The following is a 25,194-nucleotide window of genomic DNA, read 5'->3' as shown; positions in this document are numbered from 1 at the left end:
TCGGCGTCACCTGTTTCATTTGAGAACATTTATATCTTGTCCTAAAGAATACAAACCGGACATTTTGGCTGGTAATAACAGAGACCACAGACCTTAAATAGCATGAAAGAAAAAAAGGATAACTGGCTAATTTCCAACCTATTGCAGTTTCCTATTTTTTTAATAAGGAAACGCCAGTTCCCCTATAAGGAAACTGGCTCCAGACAATATGTCATAAATCTTTCGTATTCATTCCTCTTCGGTATTTCATGCAGGTGTTGTACATTCACATTTTACTCCATAATAATCACGACCGGATTATCTTCTTCGCCTACTTTTCTTAAAGCTGTGACTTCCTCCGGTAAATCATTTTTATCTCCATTCTCTTCAAACCATGAAACGACCTGATCTGCCGAAATGATCTGAGCAAACTCGCCATCGGGAGAAACTGATTCAGGTTGTAAAGAAAGGAAACCGTCCAGATCGTTTTCAAAAGCGGTGTCATATTTAGCGACTTTGACTATTCCACTTTTCTTATCGAACATAGCATTATAAATAAGCTTATCCTTATACAGATCCACAATGAAACGTAAAAGAAAAACATCTTTCCCTTCCAACATTTCTGTCGGATAAGCTACATGAGTCTTTTCCTTATTGAAACGTTCCTTTGGATTCCAATAATAAGATGCCATATCCAAACGACGGACAGGTAATAAAGCATCTGCCGTTACCTGATAAATTGTATCATTGAATTGTTCCATAAAGAACAAATCTTTCCCCTGGTGCCAGAAGAAACGGTCACTTACCGGATAAGCAGCCATTTTTCCATCCTTATAACTTATAATAATCATACCACCGCCAAAACCTTTACTATGAGTGACACTGAGTGATTCTATATCATCTGGATTCACCTTCAATGACATCGTATCTTTGCCGGATGGTAAAAACTGATTAATGATCATTGTATCACGGAATACAATCACCCGGTCGGGATCACCGTTACCTGCCGTAGAATGAGCGACAAGTGTCTGATTATCTAAATAATTAAAGACTGTAAAGGCAGGAAATACAGAAGTATTAACCGGAGTTTTCTTTTCTCCGTAATAAGAACCATCAGCATTATAAATAATAAGTTTCTCATTCCAACCGCTAAAATAAATCCGGTTATTCGGATAGTCCAGCCAACACCCTCTCACATCGCTATATCCTTCCGGATCATTGCCAACATGCCCCACAGAGGTTAAGAAGCGACCGGTTGCCCTGTCAAACAGAAAACATTGTTTTTGAGCAGTTGTCACCAACAATTTGTCATGTAGGATCTTCACGGACGGATTCTGCCCTACCAAACAACTGTCATTCGTCTCCAACGCCACATAAGATACTTGTTTGAAATAGTCGGAAGCTTTCAATCCGGAAGGAGCGTCGAGAGCGGCTCCTACAGGGATTACGGTTATTTCTCCATCCGTTGTCTTACTTTCATTGCAGGCGGTAAGAAAAAGACAGGCGGCAAAAGCTGCCTGATATAAATAGGTCTTCATCATTTCACTTCTTCTTTGTGGATGCATTTTTCGTTGTTATCAGAATAACACCGTCTTTTCCTCTCTCTCCATATAATTTTACTGAAGATTCATCCTTCAACACAGATATAGATTCAATAATATTAGGATTCAACTTATCTATAGCATCATCCTTTATTTGTTCTACTCCGTCAATAATTATGAGAGGCTTCTCTTTTCCGATCTGTCCGTTCCTGATATGAAGATTTATTCCTCCTGGCAAACTATCACTCATCATCCGGCCAAAACCTACAACCTTTACATCGTGCTCTTTTATTTTGCCGGAAGCAATAGCCTCTTGGGTTATAATAGAATATACACCTTCTTTATCTGTCGCATTATACTTTGCTAATATGTCTTTGCTTTGTGCTTTAGGAGACATACTGAAACTATAAATTTTATCAGGGAAGAGTGCTTCCGCCTGTTCATAGGTTGCCACTTCGTTATCGATTAAGATCAACTTACGAGACATGTCTACTCTCTTTTTGATTTTCTTCATCCGCTCCTGTGCGTCCTTCGAGAAATTATCCAGTTCCTGCTGCATAGCCTCCAACGAATTTTTCGTATTTTCTTTTTCCTGCACAACAGAGTCCTTATTTGCTCTCGCTTCCACCTTTATTACTTTAACCACTTGAGGGGCAGATGCCACAACCTCTTTTACGGCAGGTTTCTCTACAGGGGCAGGGAGAGCCTCGACTACCGGTTCAGCTTTTTTAGGCTCGATAACTTCCTTAACCGGAACAATTTCGCTAATTTTGGCACTTGAAATCTTTCCCAGTTCACGAGAGATTTCGGGACGGGCAAAAGCTACAACCGCTACAGCTGTCAGCGGAAGTACATAGAGATACTTTAATCTCGCCCACGGATTCGATTTTCGTTTTAACATCATAGTAATTCGTTTTTTTAGTTTACTGTGATTAAAGCTGTTGGCCATAGAAGTGAAGCGCTGTGAACCAACAGCTTTTTTTATTAATAATAATTGATATTGCTTCGCATCGACGCCGTGATTGATCACACTTTCATCGGCCTCGTATTCATGAATATTCTCCAATTCCTGTTTTAGTAACCAGACAGCAGGATTGAACCATTGAAGAATGACGCAAAAGCTACAGATCAGCATATCGACAGAGTGACGGGCACGGATATGCGCCATCTCATGCGTCAGTATCTCTTCACCGCTTTCTTCCATATCTTTTTGCGAAATGACGATGTATCCCATCCAACTGAACGGACATACAGTCTCATCCGTAACCACCAGTTTGCTACCATCGGGAAGCACCTGCTTCTCTCCCATCCCGATCATCCGGCATATGCGGATTGTCGAATAAAGGAAGCGGGCAAAAAAGAAAACACAGCCTACCAGATAAACTACAAACAGTAACGGAAGCCAGAATGACTGGGAGGTCTGTACCTGTATCTCTGTCTGCATTTGTGCCATCTGTAAGAGATATTCCAGATTCTGCAAGGGGCGCTGTATGGCAACCGGTTCATCGGTCATAATACGGATAAATGGAATGGCAACGGAAAGAATGATTACCCCTAACAAGGCAATCCGGTTAAAGCGGTGAAACGTTTCACGGCTTAACAACAGTCTGTAGAACAGATAAAAAGCTGCCAGACATACAGACGATTTAAGGATATAAACAAAGAAGTCTCCCATAATTGTCAGTTTTTATTTCCTTGTTCCACTTCGTCCAACAACTTCCGAAGTTCATCCACAGAGATATCTTCCTCCTTAATCAGGGAAGAAACAACGCCCAGATAAGAGTTATTGAAATATTTGGCAATAACATTCTTCAATGTACCTTTGCTGTACTCTGTCTCACTAACGGCGGCATAATACTGATAAGTATTGCCGAAAGTGTTATGTGAAAGGAATCCTTTATCCTCCAATCCCCGGACAATCGTCGATAATGTATTGAAATGAGGTTTAGGTTCCTCATAATATTCCAGCAGTTGTTTTACAAAAAGAGGACCTTTCTCCCAGAAATAGCCCATGATCTCTTCTTCTTTTGCAGTCAGTCGTTTCATAATTCCTGTTGTTTCGGGCAAAGTAACTAAATGTTTTAGTTTGGAAACTAAATTACTTAGTTAATAAACTAAAAGAAGTCGTTTTTCTTCCTCTTCTTCCTTTTTATTGGATTATTTTTCTCTATCTATGTTCCATTTTTGTGGTCGGAGACCTGTACCCCCTTCTGTTATTTCATCCGCGAGGAACCAAATAACAATGTCTATTTATGTAAAAAGAGGCTCCTGCATTCTATACAGGAGCCTCTTGGTTTTTTATCGTTTCGGAATGTCCACCGACTTATCCGATTTTCCCAGCAAATGTTCTGAGAAGTAATCGACCATACGCCAATAGAAGTATTCATCCATATCACCGAAACCATGACGCTGTTGCGGCAACAGCAACATATCGAAACGTTTATTGGCACGGATCAGTCCGTCTACCACACGCATCGTGTTACCCGGATGCACGTTGTTGTCGATATCTCCGTGAACCAGTAGCAGATGTCCTTTCAACTGTTTGGCCAGTTCGGGATTGCTCTTGATACTATAGGTAAATGTCGTATCGCCTTTTTCAGATACCACTTCTTTTACGCCATGATGCGTTTCACTCCACCAACGGTTGTAAATCTTATTATCATGATTACCGGCACAAGATACGGCCACCTTGAAGAAATCAGGATATTGCAGGATAGCTGCAGTCGACATAAAACCACCACCCGAGTGTCCGTGAATACCGACACGGTGGATATCAATGTACTTATGTTTATCCGCCAACTGGATAATAGCAGCTTTCTGATCAGCCAGTCCATAATCACGCAGATTTCCGTATCCGAAGTTATGATACCATTTCGAACGGCTCGGATGGCCGCCGCGGTTACCGACTGATACGACAATAAAGCCAGCCTGTGCCAAACGGTCGGTACGGACGCTCATACGGGTAAACGGATAGCGTGTCGCTTCAACCTGCGGACCTGGATAAACGTAGTCGATAATAGGATATACTGCTGTCGAATCGAAATTGAAAGGCTTATACATGACACCGTAAAGATCCGTTACACCATCGGCTGCTTTTACCTTGAACGGTTCCGGGAACTGGTAACCGGCAGCAAACAGTTGCGAGAAATCGCTTTCTTCCAGTTCCATCACTTTACGACCGGTGTTATCCAACAAATCCGATTTCGGAACAGTGTTGATACGGGAATAATTATGGACGATGAATTGGGCGTTATCATCTACACGGACATCATGGAAATAATCGCCGGCAGAAACCATCTGTAAACCGCTTCCGTCGAGGTTAGCCCGGTAGAGATGTTCGTAGTACGGATTCTCCCCTTTTTCTCTTCCGTTGGCAAGGAAATAGACAACGCGTTTGGCTTCGTCAACCTTCACGATCTGGTCTACATGCCAGGGGCCTGATGTGATGCGGTTCTTCAGATTACCTTTGTCGTCATAAAGATACAGATGCGCCCAACCGTCGCGTTCGCTCCAATGGATCAGTTCTTTTCCGTTATTAACGGCGGCCAGCGGGCGGAGTTCGATATACGTATTCATACGTTCTTCGATAATCGGACGGATAGAGTCTTCACCGATCGTATAAGTACAGACGTCGATGCGATGCAGGTCACGACTGGAACGGGTAACGAAGAAACGGTTATTATCACCCAACCAAATACTGGGCAGTTCTTTCATATCACGCTGTTTATGCAGGCGGGGCCGATAAGCCATACGTATTGTCTGGTCTTTGAATGCTTGCGTATTGATCTCTTTGTAAGAGTCGTTACTCATGTCAAACAGATACAGATGACTGACAGGAGCTTCCTTTTCACCCGGCATCTGGTATTTATAAGTCTCTAATGTCGGTCGCGGAGTGGCCATAGCATTGATCACCCACAGGTCTTTCACCTTGCGGTTATCTGAAATAGAGATTACAAAATGACGGGAATCGGGCGACCATAACAGATAACCCGGGTTCTTCCTTTTACCGTTACATAAGGTATCTGTATTCAGAAGACTGTAAGGCTGACCGAAACCGAAGTCTTTTACACCGGTTGTCGTCAGCTGTATCTCTGTGACCGTACTGTCTTTATCATCTTTCTTCAGTTTCTCATAGTCTTCACGCGACATACGATACAGATTCAGGTCTTTGGCATAGACTACCGTTTTACCGTCCGGTGAGATAGAGGCCCAGTTTGGATATTCCGTATCCTTCTTTTTGTCTGCCAGATAGGTCAATTTACGTGTCGGATAATCATAGGAAAAATAGAATACCTCCTTTTTCGTCTTTTTGTCTTTATCCGTGCTGTCCTTTTTGGCGTCTTGTGAAGAGGTGATTTGGAAAGTAAAAGTACGTCCGTCATCTCCCGTCTCCAACTTCTGGATAGGCAACTGTTGAGCCGTATACGGATCCTTAACGATCTCCGTCAATTCGGCCGCGAGCTTATCCTGATCGAACAAAGGACGTTTCGTCTTTGCGGAAGGATCAACCACATACCAGACATTACCGTTTCCTGTTTTATATTCATACCAGAAGCAGTTACCAGCCTTAAACCAATGCGGGTCCACCGAAGTGGAAAACAGCATAGTCGATAATTTATTACCCGCAAAACGTTCAGCCTGCGTATAACCCGGTAGCGGATCGTCTGCCGAAGTTGTTTGCGCACTTGCGCCAAAAGAAAGAAGAAGTCCTGACGCGACTAAAAGTAGATGTATTTTCATATTTTACAAATTGTGTTATACTGTTTGCTTGCTTTCATGCAAAAGTATATAAATATTTTGTTTCTCAAATGAAAGAATAAAAAAATCCCCTACTCTATCGACCGATAAAGCAGGGGATTAAGATATTGTTAACTACTTACTATTATACCGGAAGAGTTCCGCCGATCAGGATAACAACCAGCAAAGCCAAGATTGCATACAACTCAGGGAATACAGCCATAACCATTGTTGCACCGAATACGTTGTGACCTGCACCTACACCGGCGATACCGTTTGCACAAACTTCTGCCTGACGGATAGAAGAGAACAAACCTGCAAAACCTAATACCAGACCTGCACCGAAGATAGCTGTTGCATTCAACATTGTAATGCTGTCAACCAGGAATTTCTGCATCATGAAATAACCTACGAATCCGTACAAACCCTGTGAAGAAGGCAACGCACTCAATGCGATGTAAGTACCCAGTGCATCCGGGTTCTTCTTCATTGCTCCTACTACTGCGTTACCGCAGATTGTTACACCATAACTACTGCCGATAAAGGTTAAACCTGTCATCAACGCAATACCCAGATAAGCTAATAAAATTGGTTCCATAATGAAATTTGTTTGTTTAATTATTCTTTTGTTATTATTTAAATCACGTTTTGTTTATGCTTTCTTAAAAGGTTCGTACGCCTTACCACCGCCTTCGAACTCTGCATTCTTATAATACTCCACAAAGATCAGACGAAGCGGGTGAACCAGCGAACTAATGGTACACAGACCGATGTTGATCGCATGACCGACCAAAAGGATCAGCAGCATACAGATCACACGTAATACTACGTTCAAGCCTTCTGTCATATCCACAGCCAGCGAATTGAATACGCCACCCAGGATCGCACCGGTCAGACCGATCGCGAACAGACGGATATAAGACAAAGTATCACCCAACAGCCCGGAAGCCATATTGTAGGTATTCCAAAGACCTGTACCGAAGTTCAGGAAGATATTCTTGCCCGGTGTATTGTAAAGGAAAGCGACCAGCAAGCCAAGACCGGCTATTACCAGGAATACATTCTTCACCATTTCCGGCAACTGTACATTCAGCATCGGCAAGCCGAATACCAGACACAATGCCAGGATAATGAATACCCATGCCAGCGGTGCAATACCATATTTCTTCCCTTTCTGAGACATGATCTTCAGCGCAGCAATTGTCTTTCCGAACAGGATCTGCACCAATCCGATAATGATAGAGAACGTCATCAGATTATCGCTCGATACAAAGTAGTCTTTTACCGAAGCAAAAGCAGGTATGTCGACCAAAGCGATACCGAAGAACGAACCTGTACACGTACCGACGATCAGTGCCGCCAATCCGAGATACTGGAACAGACTCAGGAACGGCTTGAAGTCCGGATTGACTTTCCGTTTCAGGATCGTACAGACGATCATAACCAGTAAACCGTATCCGCCGTCACCGAAACAAAGTCCGAAGAACAGCATAAAAAACGGGGCAAAGAACGGTGTCGGGTCGAACTCGCCATAGTTAGGCAAGGAGAACATTCTCGTGATCGGTTCGTATAGCTTGGCAAACTTTCCGTTCTTCAACAGGATAGGCACCTTGTCGCCTTCTTCTATCTCCTGCGCCTGGTAGAAATAATTATCCTTTTCCAGCGCTTCTTCCATTGCCCGGGCTTTCTCGGTCGGAACCCAGCCTTCCAGCAACATCAGCTTCTCTCCCGCCTGACGGTCTGTCTGCACCAATACATTCGATAGGTTGAACTCGTTTTGCAGGTTCTTATCGAACAGGTCGAGCGTATTATAATCGGATGCAGCCAGTTTTTTCATTTCGGCATCCAATGCTTTCATTTCCTGCTGTAACAGATCGAGACGCGCATTCAGTTTTTGCAAACCTCTGTCCGGCATCTTCGGACGCTCCGCATCGATATCAATCGGAGTTCCGACTTTCGTTATAGTAAGGAAATAAGTTACCGACTGGAAGTTATTGATCAACACAGCATTATACTCGTCTCCCCATTTCGGTTCATACTTAGCGGTCGGACAAGTCCAGAACGTGATATCATATCCAGCCTTCTTCAAACGATTGAAATTAGCCCAACTGAAATCACCCCAGATCTCCATATAGGCAATATCCTTTTCAAGAGATGCCTTAACAGACTGGAGCTGCACTTTCTTATCCTGCAATCCTTCTATTTTCTGTACCAGCTTCATTCCGGCTTTCTTGTCCAGTTCACGGGCAGGTGCCAACTGAACATCTTTCGACTGACTATTTAGGTTCTTAAAGAAACGCATTAACAGATTGACACGCTTCCGTATAGCCAGAATATCCTGAAGTTCCGCATTATCGAGAATAGACTTGTTTTCCTTCACGTGCACAACACCTAGTTCGCGCAGTTGTGCCAGAAACGTATCATATTCCCTATGATATACCATAAAGGCATATTTGCTCATCTTTACTATCATACGCCAGCCTCCTCTTTATGTTCTTCTTTCGCTTTACGCTTTTCCTGGTTAGCCCGCATGATCTTCTGTGACGACTTGGAGAGGCTCTCTTCGTCCTCCATAAACCGTTTCACTTTCCGGATCGCATCTTTATAGCCGGGGATCTGTACCTTCTCAAAAAGGTTCACCTTTTGAGTAGTCTTCTTCCTGGCATGCTCCAACAACTCCAGCTTCATTCCCGAAAACTCTGCTTCTATTCCGGTACGCGCCAACTGCTTCAGCAGTTCGACACCATCGGTAAACCAGGCAGGGGAATTAAAGAGACTGTAATGTCCGATCTCGAACTGTATCTCGTTGAGGACAGGAACGATCACCCCGGCGATTTTCTTCGTCGTAAGCGTCACATCCTTTACAGCGATCAGTTCGGGAGAGAACTCATTCCACAATGCCACCATATTTTCGTAGCTCTGTATCTCCTGTTCCAGCTGAAGTTCCAATTTCGTCACTTCATCCTTGGTCCGCTTCACTTCGATACGCAACGCACTTTCCTTGCTCTTGATCGTAGGCAGGGAACGCTCGCGCATCTTCAGTTGCTTTTCCAGTTGCTGAAGAGATGTTTTATTATATTGAAACTTTATTGCCATAATTATTTCTTCCAGTATTTGTCGACCAACTCTTGCTTGATATTCACTTCAGCCGGCTTGAAGTATTCGCCGAACAAGCCCCATGCCACGTCGAGCATTTCGGTTGTATCGAGGTTTACATCGATAGCCAACAGTTTTTCTGAATAATCCTTTGCAAAAGAAAGCGTACGGTTGTCGTAGTCTGTCAGGTCGAAACCGTTCTCCATCTTTGTCTTTGCGTTGGCAGCATCGGCATACAGACGGACGGCGGCATTCATCACCTGCGGGTGGTCTTCGCGTGTCTTCTTTCCTGTTACCAGCTGTTTTAGACGTGACAAGCTTCGGAACGGGTCGACGATCACTTTACCGACATCACTATCGCGGCGCAGGTATAACTGACCTTCGGTGATATAACCGGTATTATCAGGCACAGCGTGCGTGATATCGCCACCCGACAGGGTTGTTACCGCAATAATGGTGATAGAACCACCGGCAGGGAACTGTACTGCTTTTTCATAGATCTTTGCCAAATCGGAATATAACGAACCCGGCATAGAGTCCTTTGAAGGAATCTGGTCCATACGGTTCGATACGATTGCCAGAGCATCCGCATAGTTGGTCATGTCGGTCAACAGTACCAATACCTTTTCGTTCTTCTGTACGGCGAAGTATTCAGCCGCACAAAGTGCCATATCCGGAATAAGGATACGTTCCACGGACGGGTCTTCGGTTGTATTGATAAAGCTCACGATACGGTCGAGTGCGCCGGCGTTGCTAAATGTATTTTTAAAGAACAGGTAGTCATCGTTGGTCATACCCATACCGCCCAGGATGATCTTATCCGACTGGGCACGTAAGGCTACCATTGCCATTACCTGGTTGAAAGGCTGGTCAGGGTCGGCGAAGAACGGGATCTTCTGTCCGGTTACCAACGTGTTGTTCAGGTCGATACCGGCAATACCTGTAGCGATCAGTTCAGACGGCTGTTTACGACGAACCGGGTTTACCGACGGACCGCCGATCTCCACTTCCGTTCCTTCAGGGATAGGGCCACCATCGATCGGATCGCCATACGCGTTAAAGAAACGTCCGGCCAACTGGTCACCTACTTTCAGCGTAGGCGCCTTGCCCATGAATACTACTTCGGCATTCGTACGGATACCTTCCGTACCGGAGAACACCTGCAACGTAACCTCGTCGCCGATGATCTTCACCACCTGTGCCAGCTTGCCGTCTACGGAAGCCAGCTCGTCATACCCAACTCCCGTTGCTTTCAGCGAACAGGTAGCTTTCGTGATCTGGGTAATCTTCGTATATATTTTTTGAAATGCTTTTGTTGCCATACGTTCTGTTATTTTTCCATGCGCTCTGCGAGCAGGGCGTCAAGTTGATCGTTGAACTTCTTAAACTGGTCGCTTTCGTATTCGGAATAGTTCATCTGCTTGAAGACGTTGATCATCTGTTTGAAATATTCCATTACTTCAAGGAAGGTGTCGAAACGGAATTCCGCATGACAGATCTTCACCACCTTATCCAGCATAAATTCCTGACGAGCCAGCGGTGTCACAGCATCGATCGCATCGAAAGCATCCTGTTGCAGGATCACGAAGTCGATCAATTCTGACTTCCAGAAAGTAACATGGTATTCCACCGGTACACCGTCATCACCCAGGATGTTGATCTGCTCAGCGATTTCCTTACCACGCAGCATACGGGTCTTGATCTCGTTCACTTTGTCGATCCATTCCGGAGAGATATGCTTGGCGATATATTCCTGAAATTCGGGATACTCCAGATATTTCGAATAACTGTCGATCGGGTTCACAGCCGGATAACGTTTACGGTCGGCACGTTCCTGCTCCAAAGCGTAGAAACAACGGGCTACCTTCTTCGTATTTTCTGTTACCGGTTCCTTCAGGTTACCACCGGCCGGCGATACCGTACCGATAAAGGTTACCGAACCTGTCTTTCCATTGTTCAATTCAACGAAACCTGCACGGGCATAGAAGTTAGCCACGATAGCAGACAAGTCCATCGGGAACGCATCCGGTCCGGGAAGTTCTTCCAAACGGTTGGACATCTCACGCAACGCCTGTGCCCAACGGGAAGTGGAGTCGGCCATCAGCAACACTTTCAATCCCATGCTACGGTAATATTCAGCCAATGTCATGGCGGTATATACAGATGCTTCACGGGCAGCTACAGGCATGTTTGAAGTATTAGCGATAATGATGGTACGTTCCATCAGCTTACGTCCTGTATGCGGGTCGATCAGTTCGGGGAACTCGGTAAAGATTTCCACAACCTCATTCGCACGTTCACCACAGGCAGCGATAATAACGATATCGGCTTCGGCCTGTTTGGAGATAGCGTGCTGAAGCACGGTCTTACCCGTACCGAACGGACCGGGGATAAATCCCGTACCGCCTTCTACGATCGGGTTTACCGTATCGATCGTGCGGACACCTGTTTCCAACAGTTTGTAAGGACGCGGTTTTTCTTTGTAACAGGTAACAGCCCTTTTCACAGGCCAACGCTGTATCATATTCACATCGATATCCTTACCATCTTCGTCAGTCAGAACGGCAATCGTCTGATTAATGGTATATTGTCCGGCTTCCACCAGGCTCTTTACAGTATAAGTTCCTTTAAACGTGAAAGGCACCATGATCTTGTGCGGCTGGAAGTTTTCATCTACTTCGCCCAACCAGTCACCTGCGGCCACCTGATCACCCACTTTCGCCAGCGGTTTGAAGTCCCACAGTTTATCGTTATCCAGTGCAAATGTATATTCACCACGTTTCAGGAACACGCCGTCCATTTTATCCAGGTCATTCTGCAAACCGTCGTAGTTGCGCGACAGCATACCCGGACCCAATGTTACTTCAAGCATGTGCCCTTCAAACTCGGCTTCGTCACCTACACGCATCCCACGTGTACTTTCAAATACCTGAACAAAGGCATCCTTCCCTATTACTTTAATAACCTCCGCCATCAGCTTCACGCCTCCTACGGAAATGTAACAGATTTCATTTTGAGAAACCGGCCCATCCACCTCTACGGTCACCAGGTTGGATACGATTCCTTTTACAATTCCTTTCGTAGCCATAATTATTTATTATTGTTTCTTTTAAATTCTTCCAACGCATTCTCACTACCATGCTTCATTGCTCCTACTATTTCGCGGAAAGTCTTCTCGCCCGTCACCTTATCCAGGGTAACCCAGCGTTCGATCATTTCCAGCTTCAGCAAGTAGGCGAACACACTTTCTATGTCGAAAGTTTTGAAGAACGTATTATCGTCCAGCCATTTCCATTTCAGCAAATCCACTTTCTTTTCGCGGGCCATCAGGTCTGGTTCTTCGGCAATGCGTTGCAGGTCGGGCAGATAGTCCACCGTATCTCCCAGTCCGAAGTCACGGGCATTGGAAGTACGGATAGCTTCGGCTACCTCGTTGTGTCCCACTATATAGTCTGCTTTATCAAATCCATACTTACGGCAAGTAATAGCAGTCAGCATGTTATTGATATTGAGGTTCAGTTCAAACCAGCTACGGATAAAACCGTTGCTGCATTTCATCGCATAGTCATAATAAAGGGCTGCCAGACGGTCTTCCCAGGAGATCGTTTGCTTTTCCTCTTTTTGCTGACTATCCAGGTATAGTTTGAAGAACTCGATGAAGTAAGGGGGTATCCGTTTATTCTTAGGCGGTTTCTCACCATCTTTCAGAGCATCAAACAGACTTTTGTACTCGTCGTATGTAATACATCCCTTCTCGTCCGGGTCATAGTCCGGATATTTGGAGAAAGCCAGCAGGTTCTTATTGTCAAATTTGAGGAAAAACAAGTCTACCAGCTTCTTATCACGGGACGTAAGAATGCCGTCCAGTTCCTTCCTGAATTCAGAAACAGAATAGGTCAGCTTGCTATCATCCAATGATATATTAGGGAGTCCGGCTATCAGACAGTAGTATTTACTCATATCAGAACAACATTTCTACCAGTCCGGGACGCAGGAATTCTTTGAAGAATGCAACAAATTCGTCTTCCCCGAAACTTACTTTATAAGAACCGTCGGCAGGAACAATCGTAAAGCCGGCATTCTTTCCGCTTACTTTTTCGATTCTCACACCGCCGTCCAGCAATGACTTGGCATTTGCCTCGAAATACTTGGTCAATGCGTCCGCATCGGCAGTCTGGATCGTGATCGCTTCTTTCTTAGCCCATTCTTTAGCCATTTCCAGAATAACTTTCTGCATGAAAGCGGTGTCAGAAACGATCGCTTTTATATTCGAGGAAGTAATCTTTCCGGTTATGAGGTTCACAACTTCGCTCTTCAGCGCTTCTACGGCCTGGGTTGCGAACAGCTTCAATTCGGCTTCTGTATTCTTTTTCAGCTCGGCAGCTTGTTTCTGTGCCGCTGCAACAATACGTTTTGCTTCTGCTTCCGCTTCGCTAACAATCGCTTGTTTCTGAGCATTTGCATCGGCAATGATCCGTCCGGCTTCTTCGTTCCCTTTCTCTACACCTTCTTTGTAGATCTTGTCGGTCAGTTCCTGAATCTTTGTATCCATTTCTATATAATTTATTAAATTGTATTTTTCCCAGATATTAAACGCCCACAAAGTTATTCTTTTTCGTGAATAATCATTGAAATAAATGTAAAATCAATCTAAAAAATGAAACACTATAAATTAATTTTTAATTTTGTTGATCTAAAAATCGCATTATATGTTCTCAATTAGAAAAGCTACTACAGACGACTGTCTGCTAATCAGAAACTTGGCATCCCAAATATGGGAGCCGACTTATGGTTCTATCCTCTCCCGTGAGCAACTCGACTATATGTTTGAGATGATGTATGCCCCGGAAAGTATTCTTAATCAAATGGATAAACTTCATCATGAGTTCTTTATCATTTACAAGGACGGAGAACCTTCCGGATACCTGTCTATCGAAACAGTTGAGAAAGATTTGTATGAGTTCCAAAAAATCTATTCGCTTCCTTCTTTACATGGTTCTGGCATCGGACGTTTTATCATCGAACAGGGAGTTGCTTACCTGAAGACAATCCATCCTGGACCGTTTACCGTCGAACTGAATGTGAACCGCGAGAACCCGGCTGTCGGTTTCTATAAACACATGGGATTCCATGAACATGCGACACGCGATTTTCATATCGGGAACGGTTATTATATGAATGATTATATTATGCGGATGGAAGTGACAAACTAAAGAAAAACCTACTTAGTAAGTACCCTTCAACCTACTCGATAAGTAAATCCTAGGGTTACTTACTAGGTAGACAGAGGCTTACTTGTTCTATGAAGTTCATCGATCAGTCTGTTAGCCCTACTGATAACTAAATCATCGTCTTCAACATCAAATATTCCCAAATGAACATTCACCTTCATGTCGTATCTTACATACCGTTCTATAATATTGATCTGCCTATTGGTAGGTTTTCCTTTATTCTTGAATGTTTCAATCAGATTTTTCACACAACGAAGCAACCTGCCACACGCCTCATAATCACCTTCTTTCATCACTTTTTTTACTTCGTCAAGTATATCTTCCACATTTTGTTCCGTAGTGGGCAGGATTAGTTTCACAGCACTACAGTTCTTATAATTTTCAATGACTGTATCGATATCTTCTATCCTCGATTCGTCAAAGTTCTGGTGATGCGTCACATGCCATCCTGCACAAAACGGGCAATAATAACTCCGGCATGGGGCATAACGATTGTTTTCTTCAATTTCAGACTTGTTGAACTCAATAAAGTTGTCAGCCTTCTTCTGGCTCTCAAACAACATTTTGGGGCGTTTACATTGTGGGCAGAATATACGGTTCCTGATAGGTTTCATGGAATTATCTTTTTGTATACTAGTGAATAGAATGCGACCGATGCGCATGCGTTAATGATTGACAGACAAAAGTAGGTAAAAAAAGATAAATTTTCATCCTTATCTGTTATGTTTTTACACTTCAAAAGCATTGAAAATTGGAAAAAGAACCTCCTGAAAAAAAGCATAGGACTTTACAAATGTTAAGACAGGACCTTTAACTTTAAAATAAGGAACTTTTAAAATCAAAAGTCCTATCTTTTTTCAAGAAGAATAATTGTGTGTTAAATTTAAAATAGTTATCTTTGGAATATGCTAAATTATAATTAGTTACAAATCATATTTACATTACAATTTAATACTTGAATTCCATGAAACACTTCATCACGATCGCATGCCTTTTGATTTGTATAACAACTAACGGCATTTTTGCACAAACAAATGTAAACAGGCTGGACAGTATCCTTCCTGTCAGAGGATTGGCAATAGTAGCCCCGTCTGTGCAGAAAATGGATGTTTTCCTAAAGTTTATCGAAGAAGAACTTGCTCCCGGACATTTCAACCTGCTCATTCTCCGGGTTGATTGGAATTATGCTTACGAGTCTCATCCGGAACTGCGTGATCCCAATCCGCTTACCCTTCAGGATGTAAAACGAATCGTTGCCACCTGCCGGAAACATAACATACGGATAGCACCGCAGATAAACCTGCTCGGTCATCAGTCATGGGCAGAAACAACTTATGCCCTGCTCCGCGAATATCCGGAATTTGATGAAACACCGCATGTAGATACGAAAAACTATACCGGATGGCCTAACCCGGACGGTTTATATTGCAAAAGTTACTGCCCTCTTCACCCCGATGTGCATAAAGTTGTATTCGCTTTGGTCGACGAACTGACGGACGCATTTGAAACCGATCTGTTTCATGCCGGTATGGATGAAGTATTCTATATCGGAGATGATAAATGTCCTCGTTGCAGCGGACGCGATAAAGCAGAATTATATGCCGGAGAGGTGACCAAAATACAAAATCACTTAGCTCAGCAGGGAAAACGGTTAATGATATGGGGCGATCGCCTGATAGATGGCAAAACAACCGGTATCGGTGCCTGGGAAGCTAGTATGAACAATACGTATCGTGCCATCGACCTTATCCCGAAAGAAGTTTTCATTTGCGACTGGCATTACGAACGTCCGGAACAAACAGCTGTCTATTTTGCCATGAAAGGATTTGACGTCGCCACTTGTCCCTGGCGAAAACCGGAAGTTGCCCTCAAACAATTGGATGATATGAAACGTTTCCGCCAGCAATCCGGTTCTCAAATGAGCAACCGTTTCCAGGGTATTATTGAGACTGTATGGTCAGGCGCCGACGGTTTTCTGGAAAACTATTACAAACCGGAAAGTGAGCAGCAGGAGGTATCGGATGTGGTCACTTTCAAAAAACTGATTGGCGCCTATAAGTCGATGAGCAAATAAAAGAAATTCTCTTAGAAAATAAATATCCGTGTACTGAGCATTCTCACATACACGGATATTTTTATTTTATAATACTCTTATAACAGATCCGAAGCCAACTCAGACAACTGGCTACGTTCACCCTTGATCAGGTTGATATGGGCAAACAACTCCTGCCCTTTCATCTTGTCGACCATATAGGCCAAACCATTACTTTGGGCATCCAGATACGGCGAGTCGATCTGCTGGATATCACCTGTAAATACCATCTTTGTTCCTTCTCCGGCACGGGTGATGATCGTCTTAATCTCATGCGGAGTCAGATTCTGGGCTTCATCAATGATACAGAAAGTTTCCGATAAACTACGTCCGCGAATAAAGGCCAACGCCTCGATGACCAACTGATTATTCTTTTGTAAATCATCTATTTTACGGACATCCTGGCTTCCGGGAGCGAACTGGTTCTTTATCACGTTCAGATTATCGAACAGAGGCTGCATATAAGGAGCTACTTTCTGTTTTTCGTCTCCCGGCAGGAATCCGATATCCTTATTTGCCAACGCCACAATCGGACGTGCCAGCAGGATTTGCTTATAAAGTCCGGCTTGTTTAAGTGCGGCAGCCAGTGCCAGCAAGGTCTTACCTGTCCCGGCTTTACCCGTCAGTCCAACCAGTTTCACGTCCGGATCATTCAAAATTTCAAAAGCAAAACTTTGTTCCGCATTACGGGGTTGAATACCATAATTAGAACTCTTTTCTACCTTCTTTATCTTTCCTGTAAACGGATTATAACGAGCTAAAACAGAAGCCCGTATACTCTTCAATATAAAGCATTCGTTCGGTTCTAGTTTAGATTTGAATTCGAACAAATCCGCATCCAGTCCGTCAGGGGTTGAATAGATCTTATCGATCAGATCAGGATCTATATTTTCGTAGGTATCCTGAGCACGTTCAAAGATATCGACATTGATTACCTTATCCGTGATGTAGTCTTCCACCTGAATACCCAATGCACGGGCTTTCATACGCAGGTTGACGTCCTTCGTAACCAGGATAGTCTGCATCTTAGGCGTCTTTTCTGCAACGGAAAGCGTGCAGGATAAGATACGGTGGTCAGGCGTCCTGTCCGGGAAAGACAAAGCTATCTTTTCCTGGTATTTGTCACCTGTTACGACATGTAATGTTCCCAAACCCGGTCCCAACGAGGCACCTTTCAAAAAGAGATCGTTACTGGTCATCAGATCCAGCTCGCGCACAAATTCACGGGCATTATAATTAATCTGGTCGCTCCCCTTTTTAAATTTATCCAACTCTTCCAACACGACGATAGGAAGATAGATATCATTCTCCTGAAAATTTTCGATACACTTGTAGTCATGCAAGATAACGTTGGTATCCAATACAAAATTCTTCTTTGCTCCCATGATCTTTCGATTTAAAGATTATCGCTTCTAAGTTAAAAACATTTTTGGAACTTGTTTGGTTTAAAACGGAAAATAAATGCGCCAGACCAATTTATTCTAGTTTTGTGCGAATTTCATAATCGGTTAAAAATCAGGAGTTAAACAAAATGCCTGAAGGCTGTCACGTCTTACACACTCATATTCAACACTTTACACCACCTCTTGCCTGAAGGCTGTCAATTCCCTACATTATATATAAGAATAAATAAAAAGGATTTTATTTTTTTGCAACCTTCCGGCTCTGAAAAAACAATTGTATTCAAACACAAAAACAATTGTATTTGCATTCAAAAACAGTTGTATTTGTAACTGAAAACAATTGTTTTTTTGAATAAAAGAAAAAAGTGCCTGTATGTGCCCGTTGAGTCCCGTTGGGAGCCATTGAGTTCTTTTATAAAATAGGCTTGCCTATCTTTGCATCGTATTCATTGATAACGAAAAGTTCATAAGATGCCGGGATAATTAATCTCGTTATGTATCTTTGTACCGAAGATCTGATTTTTTAATAACAAAATAACCTAAGATGTATGATTTTTAATACTAAGAAACTCAAAATTACGTCATTACTGCTATTAGCGGCGACACTTTCTTTCGGACAGAGCAATACTTCGGCTTTATTGCCTCTGCCTAATCGAATCGAACAGATGACAGGTAAAAAGAATTTCGTCCTTACTCCCCGGACAACCGTTAAAACCAATCTGCCCAAACAAGCATTTTGTTTATTTGAACTACAGCGTATTCTGGGCGAACGAACCGGACAGGTTGCCGATATCGGTGCTCCTTCCACATCCGGTAATTCTGTTATCGAGATAGAGCTCGACCCTTCAATAAAAGGGAAAGAACACTACATGCTGGATATTTCAGAAAAGAAACTATCGATCAAAGGAAGCAGCCACGCCGCCCTCTTCTACGGACTGAAAACACTGGATCAGATATTGCTGGGAGATGTATGTAACACAGCGAACAATCAAATCGCTCCTATCCGTATCGACGACGAACCCCGCTATGGTTACCGGGCATTGATGCTTGACCCTGCCCGCCACTTTCTTCCTGTAGAAGATGTAAAATTCTATATCAACCAGATGGCAAAATACAAATACAATGTTTTGCAGTTACATCTGACTGACGATCAGGGATGGCGTGTTGAAATCAAAAAACACCCCAAACTAACAGAGATCGGGGCATTCCGCAATCCGAAAACCGACTCCAACGGGCCCGACAACGGTTTCTATACACAGGAACAGCTGAAAGACCTTATCAAATATGCTGCCGACAGAAACGTAGAAATCATTCCCGAACTGGATATCCCCGGTCACACGGTGGCAGTTTTAGCTACTTATCCGGAACTGGGATGTACACACACCGATACGATTCAGAAAATAATGGGGCAAACAGTCGACCTGATGCTTTGTGCCAATAATGACAAAGTATATACCGTTTATGACGATATCATCAAAGAAATAGCCGATATATTCCCTTCCTCCAAAATCCATTTAGGAGGAGACGAAGCTGTTATCGAAAAGAACTGGACCAAATGCACTCACTGCCAGGATTTAATGAAACAACTTGGTTACACCAAAGAATCGCAGTTAATGAATTATTTCTTCGATAAAATACTGGCCTCTGTCCGCAAATACGGAAAAGAACCGATGTTATGGTGCGAGCTGGATAATGTCCGTATGCCGGCCAATGAATACCTGTTCGATTATCCCAAAGACGCCACACTGATCACCTGGCGTGCCGGATTAACTCCCAAATGTATCGAACTAACTGCAAAACATGGTAATCCGTTAATCATGGCTCCGGGTGAATATACTTATCTGGACTATCCGCAACTAAAAGGCGACCTTCCGGAGTTTAAGAACTGGGGAATGCCTGTCACCACGCTGGAAACCAGTTACCGCTTCGACCCCGGATACGGACTTCCTGCCGCACAACAGGCGCATATTTTAGGCATCACCGGCACATTATGGGGAGAAGCGATGCAGGATATTAACCGTGTGACTTATATGACCTATCCACGCGGCCTTGCTTTGGCCGAAGCCGGATGGACACAGATGGAACACCGGAGCTGGGATTCCTTTAAGGAACGAATGTATCCGAATCTGATGAATTTGATGAAACATGGTGTATTTGTCAGAGTTCCGTTCGAGATCGTTCCGAGATAGAACAAAAAGCATAGGCCGGTTATTGATTTCGGCCTATGCTTTTTATTTTTCAAATCTGTATTTCCTTAAATATCATTTTCCACCTCTTTATAAATCACTTCCAGAACAGTTTGACCAACAGCTTTCAAGGTCGTCTGGTCTATGTTATCCAGATTATCATCATGTGTATGCCAGTAAGTACCAAAACGATGTGAACTTTCCGGGTCATAGTTTATAATATCGATACAGGGTATATTTCGTCCTCTGATAACAAAGGTATGGTCGTCAAGCACACCGCCTCCCGGTTCATTAAAGAAGAACTTGCCATAGCCGAGATTGCGCGCAGCCTCCCAAACCTTCTCCACAACCTGAGAAGCATATTCCATGGAAGTGGCTTCCTTGAAGAAGGTTGCATTACGACTCCCCACCATATCAAGTAATATCCCATAATCCGCCCGATAATTAGTCACATGGGGATTGGCAGACCAATACTGTGAACCAAGACACCAACTCTCTTCCGGACTGTTTTCAGTTATAAAACGGGGAGTACCATAATCTTCTGCATCGAAAAATATAACATCGATACCGATATTCGGATTCTGACCGCCTAACTGACGACATATTTCCAGCAGGACACCAACTCCACTGGCCCCATCATCCGCACCGTCAATGGGAACACGCCATTTGTCAGGATTCGGGTCATGGTCGGCATAGGGACGCGTATCCCAATGCGCAAAAAGCAGAATCCGCCGGGGATTATCCGGATTATATGACCCGATAATATTACGGGCATTCAAACGGTCACCGTTATAAGCTGTAAGTATTGCTTCCTGTACCTGCACCGCTGCCCCAAAACGTTTCAGACCTGCAATCAGATAATCACTGCAATGACGATGTGCCTCCGTATTCGGAACACGTGGTCCGAAAGCAATTTGTTCGACAATATAGGAATAAGCACTATCTGCATTGAAATCGGGAACAGAGACCGCCAATCCGGACTTTTCCTCTCCCTCTGAAACATTTTTTTACATGAGAACCCACCGATAATAATGAGCAGAAAGAGAGAGGCCGCTAAGCTGTTTATTCACATAATTTTAAGGTATTAAGCTTGTTTGTCCACAAAGCTATAAATTATATCCCAAAATCAAAATCATAACTTACAAAACAACGATATCAATAGCGGAACGCTAATCTCCAGGATGATTCCGTGAATAATAGCAATGGGGACAATCCCTTTTCCCGAATACCTGCTGATAACCGGCAGACAGACATCCATCGAATTGATGCCGGCAACAGACACCGGAGCAAACTTCCCGAACAAAGAGGCATAAACCGGCGCACCGAATAAAGCCATCATCTCCCGGATAATATTTGCCAGTAAAGCAATTGTTCCCAACTGTGTGGCAATCTCTATTCCGGCAGAAGCCTCCTTGAACTGTACAATCAGCAACGACGATAAAGAATAGTAAGCAAATCCACTCCCAACCGCCATACAATCATATACATTCCAGCTCTTTAGCAACACACTTGCTATCGCCGAGAAAAGCAACGTGCCTAATATCGTAAACAATGGCAGTAAAAGACTGGACAACCGTACGCTCCGCAGCATGGCTCCCATCTCTCCGTTAGAACCTATATTCAAGCCGACCTGGATAATAAGCGCATACAATAACCATGTCGGTAATTTTGTACAATAGGCAGCCAGTTCCTCTCCCCCGAACATTCCGCAAAGTATCCCTGCAAAAAAACAACATATAACAATCAGATTACTTTTCATCACCGTCTCCTTTCTCTGATAAAAATTTATATGCAATATAAGAGGCCAACAGGCTTCCCAGTACTCCGCAACCAGCCAGCAACGCCGCCTGAAAACCAAAATCACCAATATTATCCACTAAGGTTTTGTTTGCCCCGATAGTAATGCCGAAAACAAATAACATGGCGAATATGGTATAAGAGATTGTATTTTCCAATTTCCTTAAACTATGAGCACGACGGAACAGATAGCCCGCACCTGTCCCTATGCATAACAGGCATAAAACTATAAACATATGTATAATCAATTTAACACGGACGAATAAAGATTCTCCCGCGATACGTTACTAATAAAAATGAATGGTGTTATAAAAACTCCGGAAAGCTGATGCCGGAGAAGAAAGGAAATATTATTTAGATAAAACCACTGAACCAATGGACATGCACAACAGGAATACCACACGTCACGAGGGCATTCTGTTTCTTTATATCATTTATTGTATAAATTTTATTCATATTCAAATGCTTTGTCCAATTCGGACGCAAAGATAAAAACAAAATTTCAATATACCAAATTGATACCCATAACAGGCCTGCAAGGCAGAATCTCACCCATCCGGCTATCAAAATGACAGACCGGACACATGAGATTTCAGAATGAACAGGACTACCGATACTATTTTCCAAACCTGGAAGTATCCACCTTATCATGTTCTTTACTCTTATATCCCCCGAATTTCCAGATGAAGGAAACAGTCAGGCAACGAGTATCGTCAATCTTAGTCAGGCGGCTGTATTGGTTTGCCTGATTAATTTCGATTTTATTAGGAAGATTGCTCCGGAAGATATTGTCACATTTCAGAAGAACCGTTGCCTTGTCATTGGCAAACTGCCATTTCAAACCAGCTGAAACATTATAGACAGAACCCAAATCGTAGATTCCCTGCACGGCTCCGGTGATATAATAACTGTTCAAATCCAGTTTCAGATTCGGACGTGACTTTGACAAAGTAAATGTATTATTCAGGAAGAACTGCCCCAGGTATTTACTATTATCAAAAGAAATATCATTAAAATGGTCCAGCTTCTGTTGCATCCGGATGCCCTGTGCCGTAAACTGGCTGTTCATGAATTCACCGATGCGGAACGGGATAACAGCTCCTACTCCTGCAACCAGGTTATAATCCATATTCTCGTAACGGAACACATTCTTCAGTTCCGTTGAACTCTGATAAGGCAACTGGGCAAAATAATCCGGTTCATACTGGGCAAAAACCATGAAAGTATATTTTTGCTTCAGGATATAAAGCAACTGTCCCTGATAGGAACGGTAAGGTTTCAAAGCCGGATTACCCATTACTACGGAATAAGAGTTTAGAGGGGTAGCCTGTGGTGTAATCTCCCAATAAGACGGATATGTCTTATTGCTGTTCACATTCAGCTGCAAAATATGCTGCGGTGTAAACAGATAACTCAACGAGGCATTCGGGAAGAAGGTCCAATCATTCCAAAGTGTCGATTTCTTGCCATTGGAAGTATAGTCCGATTTAAAATATTCTCCTTTCAAAGAAGCTGTTGCTGAGAAATGTTCACCGAAATTTTTGGATACTTCGGCAAAGACATTGGCTGTATATTCTTTCTGCAAATTGTTCTCCAGTAAATCCGGGTCCGGTTCGTAACCATTCCCTTTATTATACAAATAATCGATATAGGTCTTTGAGGAAGTGTAACCACCGTGGACACCGTAATTCAGTGTCCATCCGGTGGCAAAAGTGTGTGTATGGTTGGCAAATAACGCCCATTGTGAAATATCCTGTTTGGAATTGTTCTGCATATCAGTCAGCGTTTCCTCTCCACGATTTTCCAGGAAATTCTGGAAAGAAGGCGAATGGTAGTTGGTAAAATCCATTCCGGCCGTAACACCGCTATGACCGTCATATTGTAAGCGGATATTGTGCAGAGTAATCTCATCTTCTCCGGTAGTCCGACTGAAACGTTCTTCTTCCGGGACAGAGTTTTCAGGTATAGAAAAGGAGGTATTGGCTGTCCGGTTCTTTTTCACCCTATTGCCTCCTAAGGAATAGGCTGCCGACAACTTATCTTCATTTTTGAATTTATAGTCCAAGCCCAATCGGATATCTCCGCTGTTTATATGACCGTTTCCTCGTCCGAATTGATGGATTTCCGTCACTCCTGTTTCCAAGGTATGCCTTGCCATAATATCTTCCCCTTCGAAATAACGTCCTTTATTACCATTCACCAGAAAGTCTATGGTCAGGTCAGGAGTCGAATACAACAAATTGGCATGTGCCTTGCCCGAAGCATAATGTTTTTGGAGATAATCGACACCAACTTCTCCCTGTAAGGCTGTGCCGTCAGTTGTCTCCTTGTCCAGAATCACATTGATTACCGCGCCTCTGATATTATATTTAGCGGGAGCGTTGTACATCACTTCTACATTTTTCACCCGTGAAGAAGGGATACTTTTCAGCATGGTTATCAGCTGGTCTACCGACATAGTTGTCAACTGCCCGTTCAGAATGATTTGCGGGGAACCGGCTCCCAGTAACTGTATCTCATCCGAGCCGCCGATAATACCCGGCAATTGTTTTACAACTTCAAAGGCATTACTGACCGATTTATCTTTCATCAATTGGGGAACATCATATTTCAAAGCCCCGTTCTCTACTTTCACCTGCGGACGCTCCGCCTTAACAACCACGCCATCCAGCTCATAGTTTTTAGAAGTCAGCCGGACAGTTCCGGCATCTTCCCCGGATATCTCCAACTGAAATGGTTCATATAATAGATGTTGGAATAAAAGCCGGCATGTCTGTTCCGCCGCATGGTCCAGGTTAAAACTACCCAGACTGTCCGTTACCACCACATCCACATAAACCGAATCCAATGTCTGGAGAACAACGGCTACGCCGTCAACCGGATTATTCTCCATATCCGTCACTCTCCCATGAATCAAACCATTCTGAGCCATCATCATCCCGTTACCACCAATCAGGATAAGTATCACATAGTAAAGTATTCTTTTCATATCCGTTTGCTTTATCAGTTCCTATACTGCAAAGAAAAGAGGTTATGTCAAGAAACTATGTTATCGTTGGCTTATGAAGTGTTATTTAGTCTTATCGCCCGCTATCCTAACAAAGAAGAATTAGATAATAACACAGGCAACAG

The 25,194-nt window shown here is 43.4% G+C and carries 20 protein-coding genes; 3 read left to right on the top strand and 17 right to left on the bottom strand.

The genetic code is table 11. The features are described from left to right. Window positions 1–272: 272 nt before the first annotated feature. The 11 genes from K6V26_RS08605 to K6V26_RS08555 all read right to left on the bottom strand — a co-directional run bounded on the left by K6V26_RS08605 (window position 273) and on the right by K6V26_RS08555 (window position 13,905). Entirely contained in the window at window positions 273–1,520 is a 1,248-nt protein-coding gene (locus tag K6V26_RS08605) for a DUF4934 domain-containing protein (protein ID WP_052716744.1), read from the bottom strand. 1 nt (window position 1,521) lies between these two features. Beyond that, entirely contained in the window at window positions 1,522–3,195 is a 1,674-nt protein-coding gene (locus tag K6V26_RS08600) for a M56 family metallopeptidase (RefSeq protein WP_224265112.1), read from the bottom strand. A 5-nt stretch (window positions 3,196–3,200) separates the two neighbouring features. Beyond that, window positions 3,201–3,566, bottom strand: a complete 366-nt coding sequence (locus K6V26_RS08595; protein ID WP_044246236.1) for a BlaI/MecI/CopY family transcriptional regulator — start codon at window positions 3,564–3,566, stop codon at window positions 3,201–3,203. A 252-nt stretch (window positions 3,567–3,818) separates the two neighbouring features. After that, the gene (locus K6V26_RS08590) at window positions 3,819–6,260 is read right to left on the bottom strand and encodes a S9 family peptidase (protein ID WP_224265111.1); all 2,442 of its coding nucleotides are present in this window, start codon (window positions 6,258–6,260) and stop codon (window positions 3,819–3,821) included. 142 nt (window positions 6,261–6,402) lie between these two features. Next, window positions 6,403–6,855: a hypothetical protein gene (locus K6V26_RS08585; protein WP_005644070.1), complete on the bottom strand. Its 453-nt coding sequence runs from the start codon at window positions 6,853–6,855 to the stop codon at window positions 6,403–6,405. 54 nt (window positions 6,856–6,909) lie between these two features. Continuing rightward, the gene (locus K6V26_RS08580) at window positions 6,910–8,730 is read right to left on the bottom strand and encodes a V-type ATP synthase subunit I (protein ID WP_224265110.1); all 1,821 of its coding nucleotides are present in this window, start codon (window positions 8,728–8,730) and stop codon (window positions 6,910–6,912) included. Next, window positions 8,727–9,353 carry a V-type ATP synthase subunit D gene (locus K6V26_RS08575; RefSeq protein ID WP_007656319.1) on the bottom strand — a complete coding sequence of 209 codons (627 nt, stop codon included), beginning with the start codon at window positions 9,351–9,353 and terminating at the stop codon, window positions 8,727–8,729. Before K6V26_RS08575 ends, K6V26_RS08580 begins: the two co-directional genes overlap by 4 nt. Before the next feature lie 2 nt (window positions 9,354–9,355). Continuing rightward, a complete protein-coding gene (locus tag K6V26_RS08570; RefSeq protein ID WP_007656318.1) occupies window positions 9,356–10,675 on the bottom strand; it encodes a V-type ATP synthase subunit B in 1,320 nt (439 codons plus the stop codon). An 8-nt stretch (window positions 10,676–10,683) separates the two neighbouring features. Beyond that, window positions 10,684–12,441 carry a V-type ATP synthase subunit A gene (locus tag K6V26_RS08565; RefSeq protein WP_224265109.1) on the bottom strand — a complete coding sequence of 586 codons (1,758 nt, stop codon included), beginning with the start codon at window positions 12,439–12,441 and terminating at the stop codon, window positions 10,684–10,686. 2 nt (window positions 12,442–12,443) lie between these two features. After that, a complete protein-coding gene (locus K6V26_RS08560; RefSeq protein WP_224265108.1) occupies window positions 12,444–13,313 on the bottom strand; it encodes a DUF2764 domain-containing protein in 870 nt (289 codons plus the stop codon). Between the two features lies 1 nt (window position 13,314). After that, complete coding sequence (locus K6V26_RS08555) at window positions 13,315–13,905, bottom strand: hypothetical protein (RefSeq protein WP_224265107.1); 591 nt, start codon at window positions 13,903–13,905, stop codon at window positions 13,315–13,317. 157 nt (window positions 13,906–14,062) lie between these two features. On the opposite strand from K6V26_RS08555, the gene K6V26_RS08550 reads away from it, so the two are divergent. Continuing rightward, window positions 14,063–14,566, top strand: coding sequence for a GNAT family N-acetyltransferase (locus tag K6V26_RS08550; protein WP_007656314.1), 504 nt, complete (start codon window positions 14,063–14,065; stop codon window positions 14,564–14,566). A gap of 62 nt (window positions 14,567–14,628) precedes the next feature. Here the strand turns inward: K6V26_RS08550 and K6V26_RS08545 are convergent, their stop codons facing one another. Beyond that, window positions 14,629–15,198: a hypothetical protein gene (locus tag K6V26_RS08545; RefSeq protein ID WP_224265106.1), complete on the bottom strand. Its 570-nt coding sequence runs from the start codon at window positions 15,196–15,198 to the stop codon at window positions 14,629–14,631. 350 nt (window positions 15,199–15,548) lie between these two features. On the opposite strand from K6V26_RS08545, the gene K6V26_RS08540 reads away from it, so the two are divergent. Beyond that, window positions 15,549–16,658, top strand: a complete 1,110-nt coding sequence (locus K6V26_RS08540) for a family 20 glycosylhydrolase (protein WP_224265105.1) — start codon at window positions 15,549–15,551, stop codon at window positions 16,656–16,658. Window positions 16,659–16,735: 77 nt separating this feature from the next. On the opposite strand, the gene K6V26_RS08535 is transcribed toward K6V26_RS08540, so the two are convergent. Next, window positions 16,736–18,061 carry a PhoH family protein gene (locus tag K6V26_RS08535; RefSeq protein ID WP_007656311.1) on the bottom strand — a complete coding sequence of 442 codons (1,326 nt, stop codon included), beginning with the start codon at window positions 18,059–18,061 and terminating at the stop codon, window positions 16,736–16,738. A gap of 566 nt (window positions 18,062–18,627) precedes the next feature. On the opposite strand from K6V26_RS08535, the gene K6V26_RS08530 reads away from it, so the two are divergent. Beyond that, window positions 18,628–20,268 (top strand): beta-N-acetylhexosaminidase, encoded by a 1,641-nt coding sequence (locus K6V26_RS08530; RefSeq protein WP_224265104.1) that lies wholly within the window; start codon window positions 18,628–18,630, stop codon window positions 20,266–20,268. 65 nt (window positions 20,269–20,333) lie between these two features. Here the strand turns inward: K6V26_RS08530 and K6V26_RS08525 are convergent, their stop codons facing one another. The 4 genes from K6V26_RS08525 to K6V26_RS08510 all read right to left on the bottom strand — a co-directional run bounded on the left by K6V26_RS08525 (window position 20,334) and on the right by K6V26_RS08510 (window position 25,051). Further along, on the bottom strand, window positions 20,334–21,239 hold the full coding sequence (locus K6V26_RS08525) for a M28 family peptidase (protein ID WP_224265103.1): 906 nt from the start codon (window positions 21,237–21,239) through the stop codon (window positions 20,334–20,336). Between the two features lie 158 nt (window positions 21,240–21,397). Further along, window positions 21,398–22,024, bottom strand: coding sequence for a lysine exporter LysO family protein (locus tag K6V26_RS08520; RefSeq protein WP_007656305.1), 627 nt, complete (start codon window positions 22,022–22,024; stop codon window positions 21,398–21,400). Beyond that, the gene (locus K6V26_RS08515; protein WP_007656303.1) at window positions 22,014–22,298 is read right to left on the bottom strand and encodes a LysO family transporter; all 285 of its coding nucleotides are present in this window, start codon (window positions 22,296–22,298) and stop codon (window positions 22,014–22,016) included. The genes K6V26_RS08520 and K6V26_RS08515 overlap by 11 nt, the downstream gene beginning before the upstream one ends. Before the next feature lie 380 nt (window positions 22,299–22,678). Continuing rightward, on the bottom strand, window positions 22,679–25,051 hold the full coding sequence (locus K6V26_RS08510) for a TonB-dependent receptor domain-containing protein (protein ID WP_224265102.1): 2,373 nt from the start codon (window positions 25,049–25,051) through the stop codon (window positions 22,679–22,681). Window positions 25,052–25,194 lie beyond the last annotated feature (143 nt).

The organism is Parabacteroides goldsteinii, from assembly GCF_020091425.1.
GTDB classification, from domain to species: Bacteria; Bacteroidota; Bacteroidia; order Bacteroidales; family Tannerellaceae; genus Parabacteroides; species Parabacteroides goldsteinii.
The sequence above is the reverse complement of the archived record's forward strand: the minus strand, read 5'-3'. Positions and strand labels throughout refer to the sequence as shown.

Excerpts from the sequence above, each read along its gene's own strand:
- K6V26_RS08605 (WP_052716744.1), bottom strand. The coding sequence starts at position 1,520 with ATGATGAAGACCTATTTATATCAGGCAGCTTTTGCCGCCTGTCTTTTT.
- K6V26_RS08600 (WP_224265112.1), bottom strand. The coding sequence starts at position 3,195 with ATGGGAGACTTCTTTGTTTATATCCTTAAATCGTCTGTATGTCTGGCA.
- K6V26_RS08595 (WP_044246236.1), bottom strand. The coding sequence starts at position 3,566 with ATGAAACGACTGACTGCAAAAGAAGAAGAGATCATGGGCTATTTCTGG.
- K6V26_RS08590 (WP_224265111.1), bottom strand. The coding sequence starts at position 6,260 with ATGAAAATACATCTACTTTTAGTCGCGTCAGGACTTCTTCTTTCTTTT.
- K6V26_RS08585 (WP_005644070.1), bottom strand. The coding sequence starts at position 6,855 with ATGGAACCAATTTTATTAGCTTATCTGGGTATTGCGTTGATGACAGGT.
- K6V26_RS08580 (WP_224265110.1), bottom strand. The coding sequence starts at position 8,730 with ATGATAGTAAAGATGAGCAAATATGCCTTTATGGTATATCATAGGGAA.
- K6V26_RS08575 (WP_007656319.1), bottom strand. The coding sequence starts at position 9,353 with ATGGCAATAAAGTTTCAATATAATAAAACATCTCTTCAGCAACTGGAA.
- K6V26_RS08570 (WP_007656318.1), bottom strand. The coding sequence starts at position 10,675 with ATGGCAACAAAAGCATTTCAAAAAATATATACGAAGATTACCCAGATC.
- K6V26_RS08565 (WP_224265109.1), bottom strand. The coding sequence starts at position 12,441 with ATGGCTACGAAAGGAATTGTAAAAGGAATCGTATCCAACCTGGTGACC.
- K6V26_RS08560 (WP_224265108.1), bottom strand. The coding sequence starts at position 13,313 with ATGAGTAAATACTACTGTCTGATAGCCGGACTCCCTAATATATCATTG.
- K6V26_RS08555 (WP_224265107.1), bottom strand. The coding sequence starts at position 13,905 with ATGGATACAAAGATTCAGGAACTGACCGACAAGATCTACAAAGAAGGT.
- K6V26_RS08550 (WP_007656314.1), top strand. The coding sequence starts at position 14,063 with ATGTTCTCAATTAGAAAAGCTACTACAGACGACTGTCTGCTAATCAGA.
- K6V26_RS08545 (WP_224265106.1), bottom strand. The coding sequence starts at position 15,198 with ATGAAACCTATCAGGAACCGTATATTCTGCCCACAATGTAAACGCCCC.
- K6V26_RS08540 (WP_224265105.1), top strand. The coding sequence starts at position 15,549 with ATGAAACACTTCATCACGATCGCATGCCTTTTGATTTGTATAACAACT.
- K6V26_RS08535 (WP_007656311.1), bottom strand. The coding sequence starts at position 18,061 with ATGGGAGCAAAGAAGAATTTTGTATTGGATACCAACGTTATCTTGCAT.
- K6V26_RS08530 (WP_224265104.1), top strand. The coding sequence starts at position 18,628 with ATGATTTTTAATACTAAGAAACTCAAAATTACGTCATTACTGCTATTA.
- K6V26_RS08520 (WP_007656305.1), bottom strand. The coding sequence starts at position 22,024 with ATGAAAAGTAATCTGATTGTTATATGTTGTTTTTTTGCAGGGATACTT.
- K6V26_RS08515 (WP_007656303.1), bottom strand. The coding sequence starts at position 22,298 with ATGTTTATAGTTTTATGCCTGTTATGCATAGGGACAGGTGCGGGCTAT.
- K6V26_RS08510 (WP_224265102.1), bottom strand. The coding sequence starts at position 25,051 with ATGAAAAGAATACTTTACTATGTGATACTTATCCTGATTGGTGGTAAC.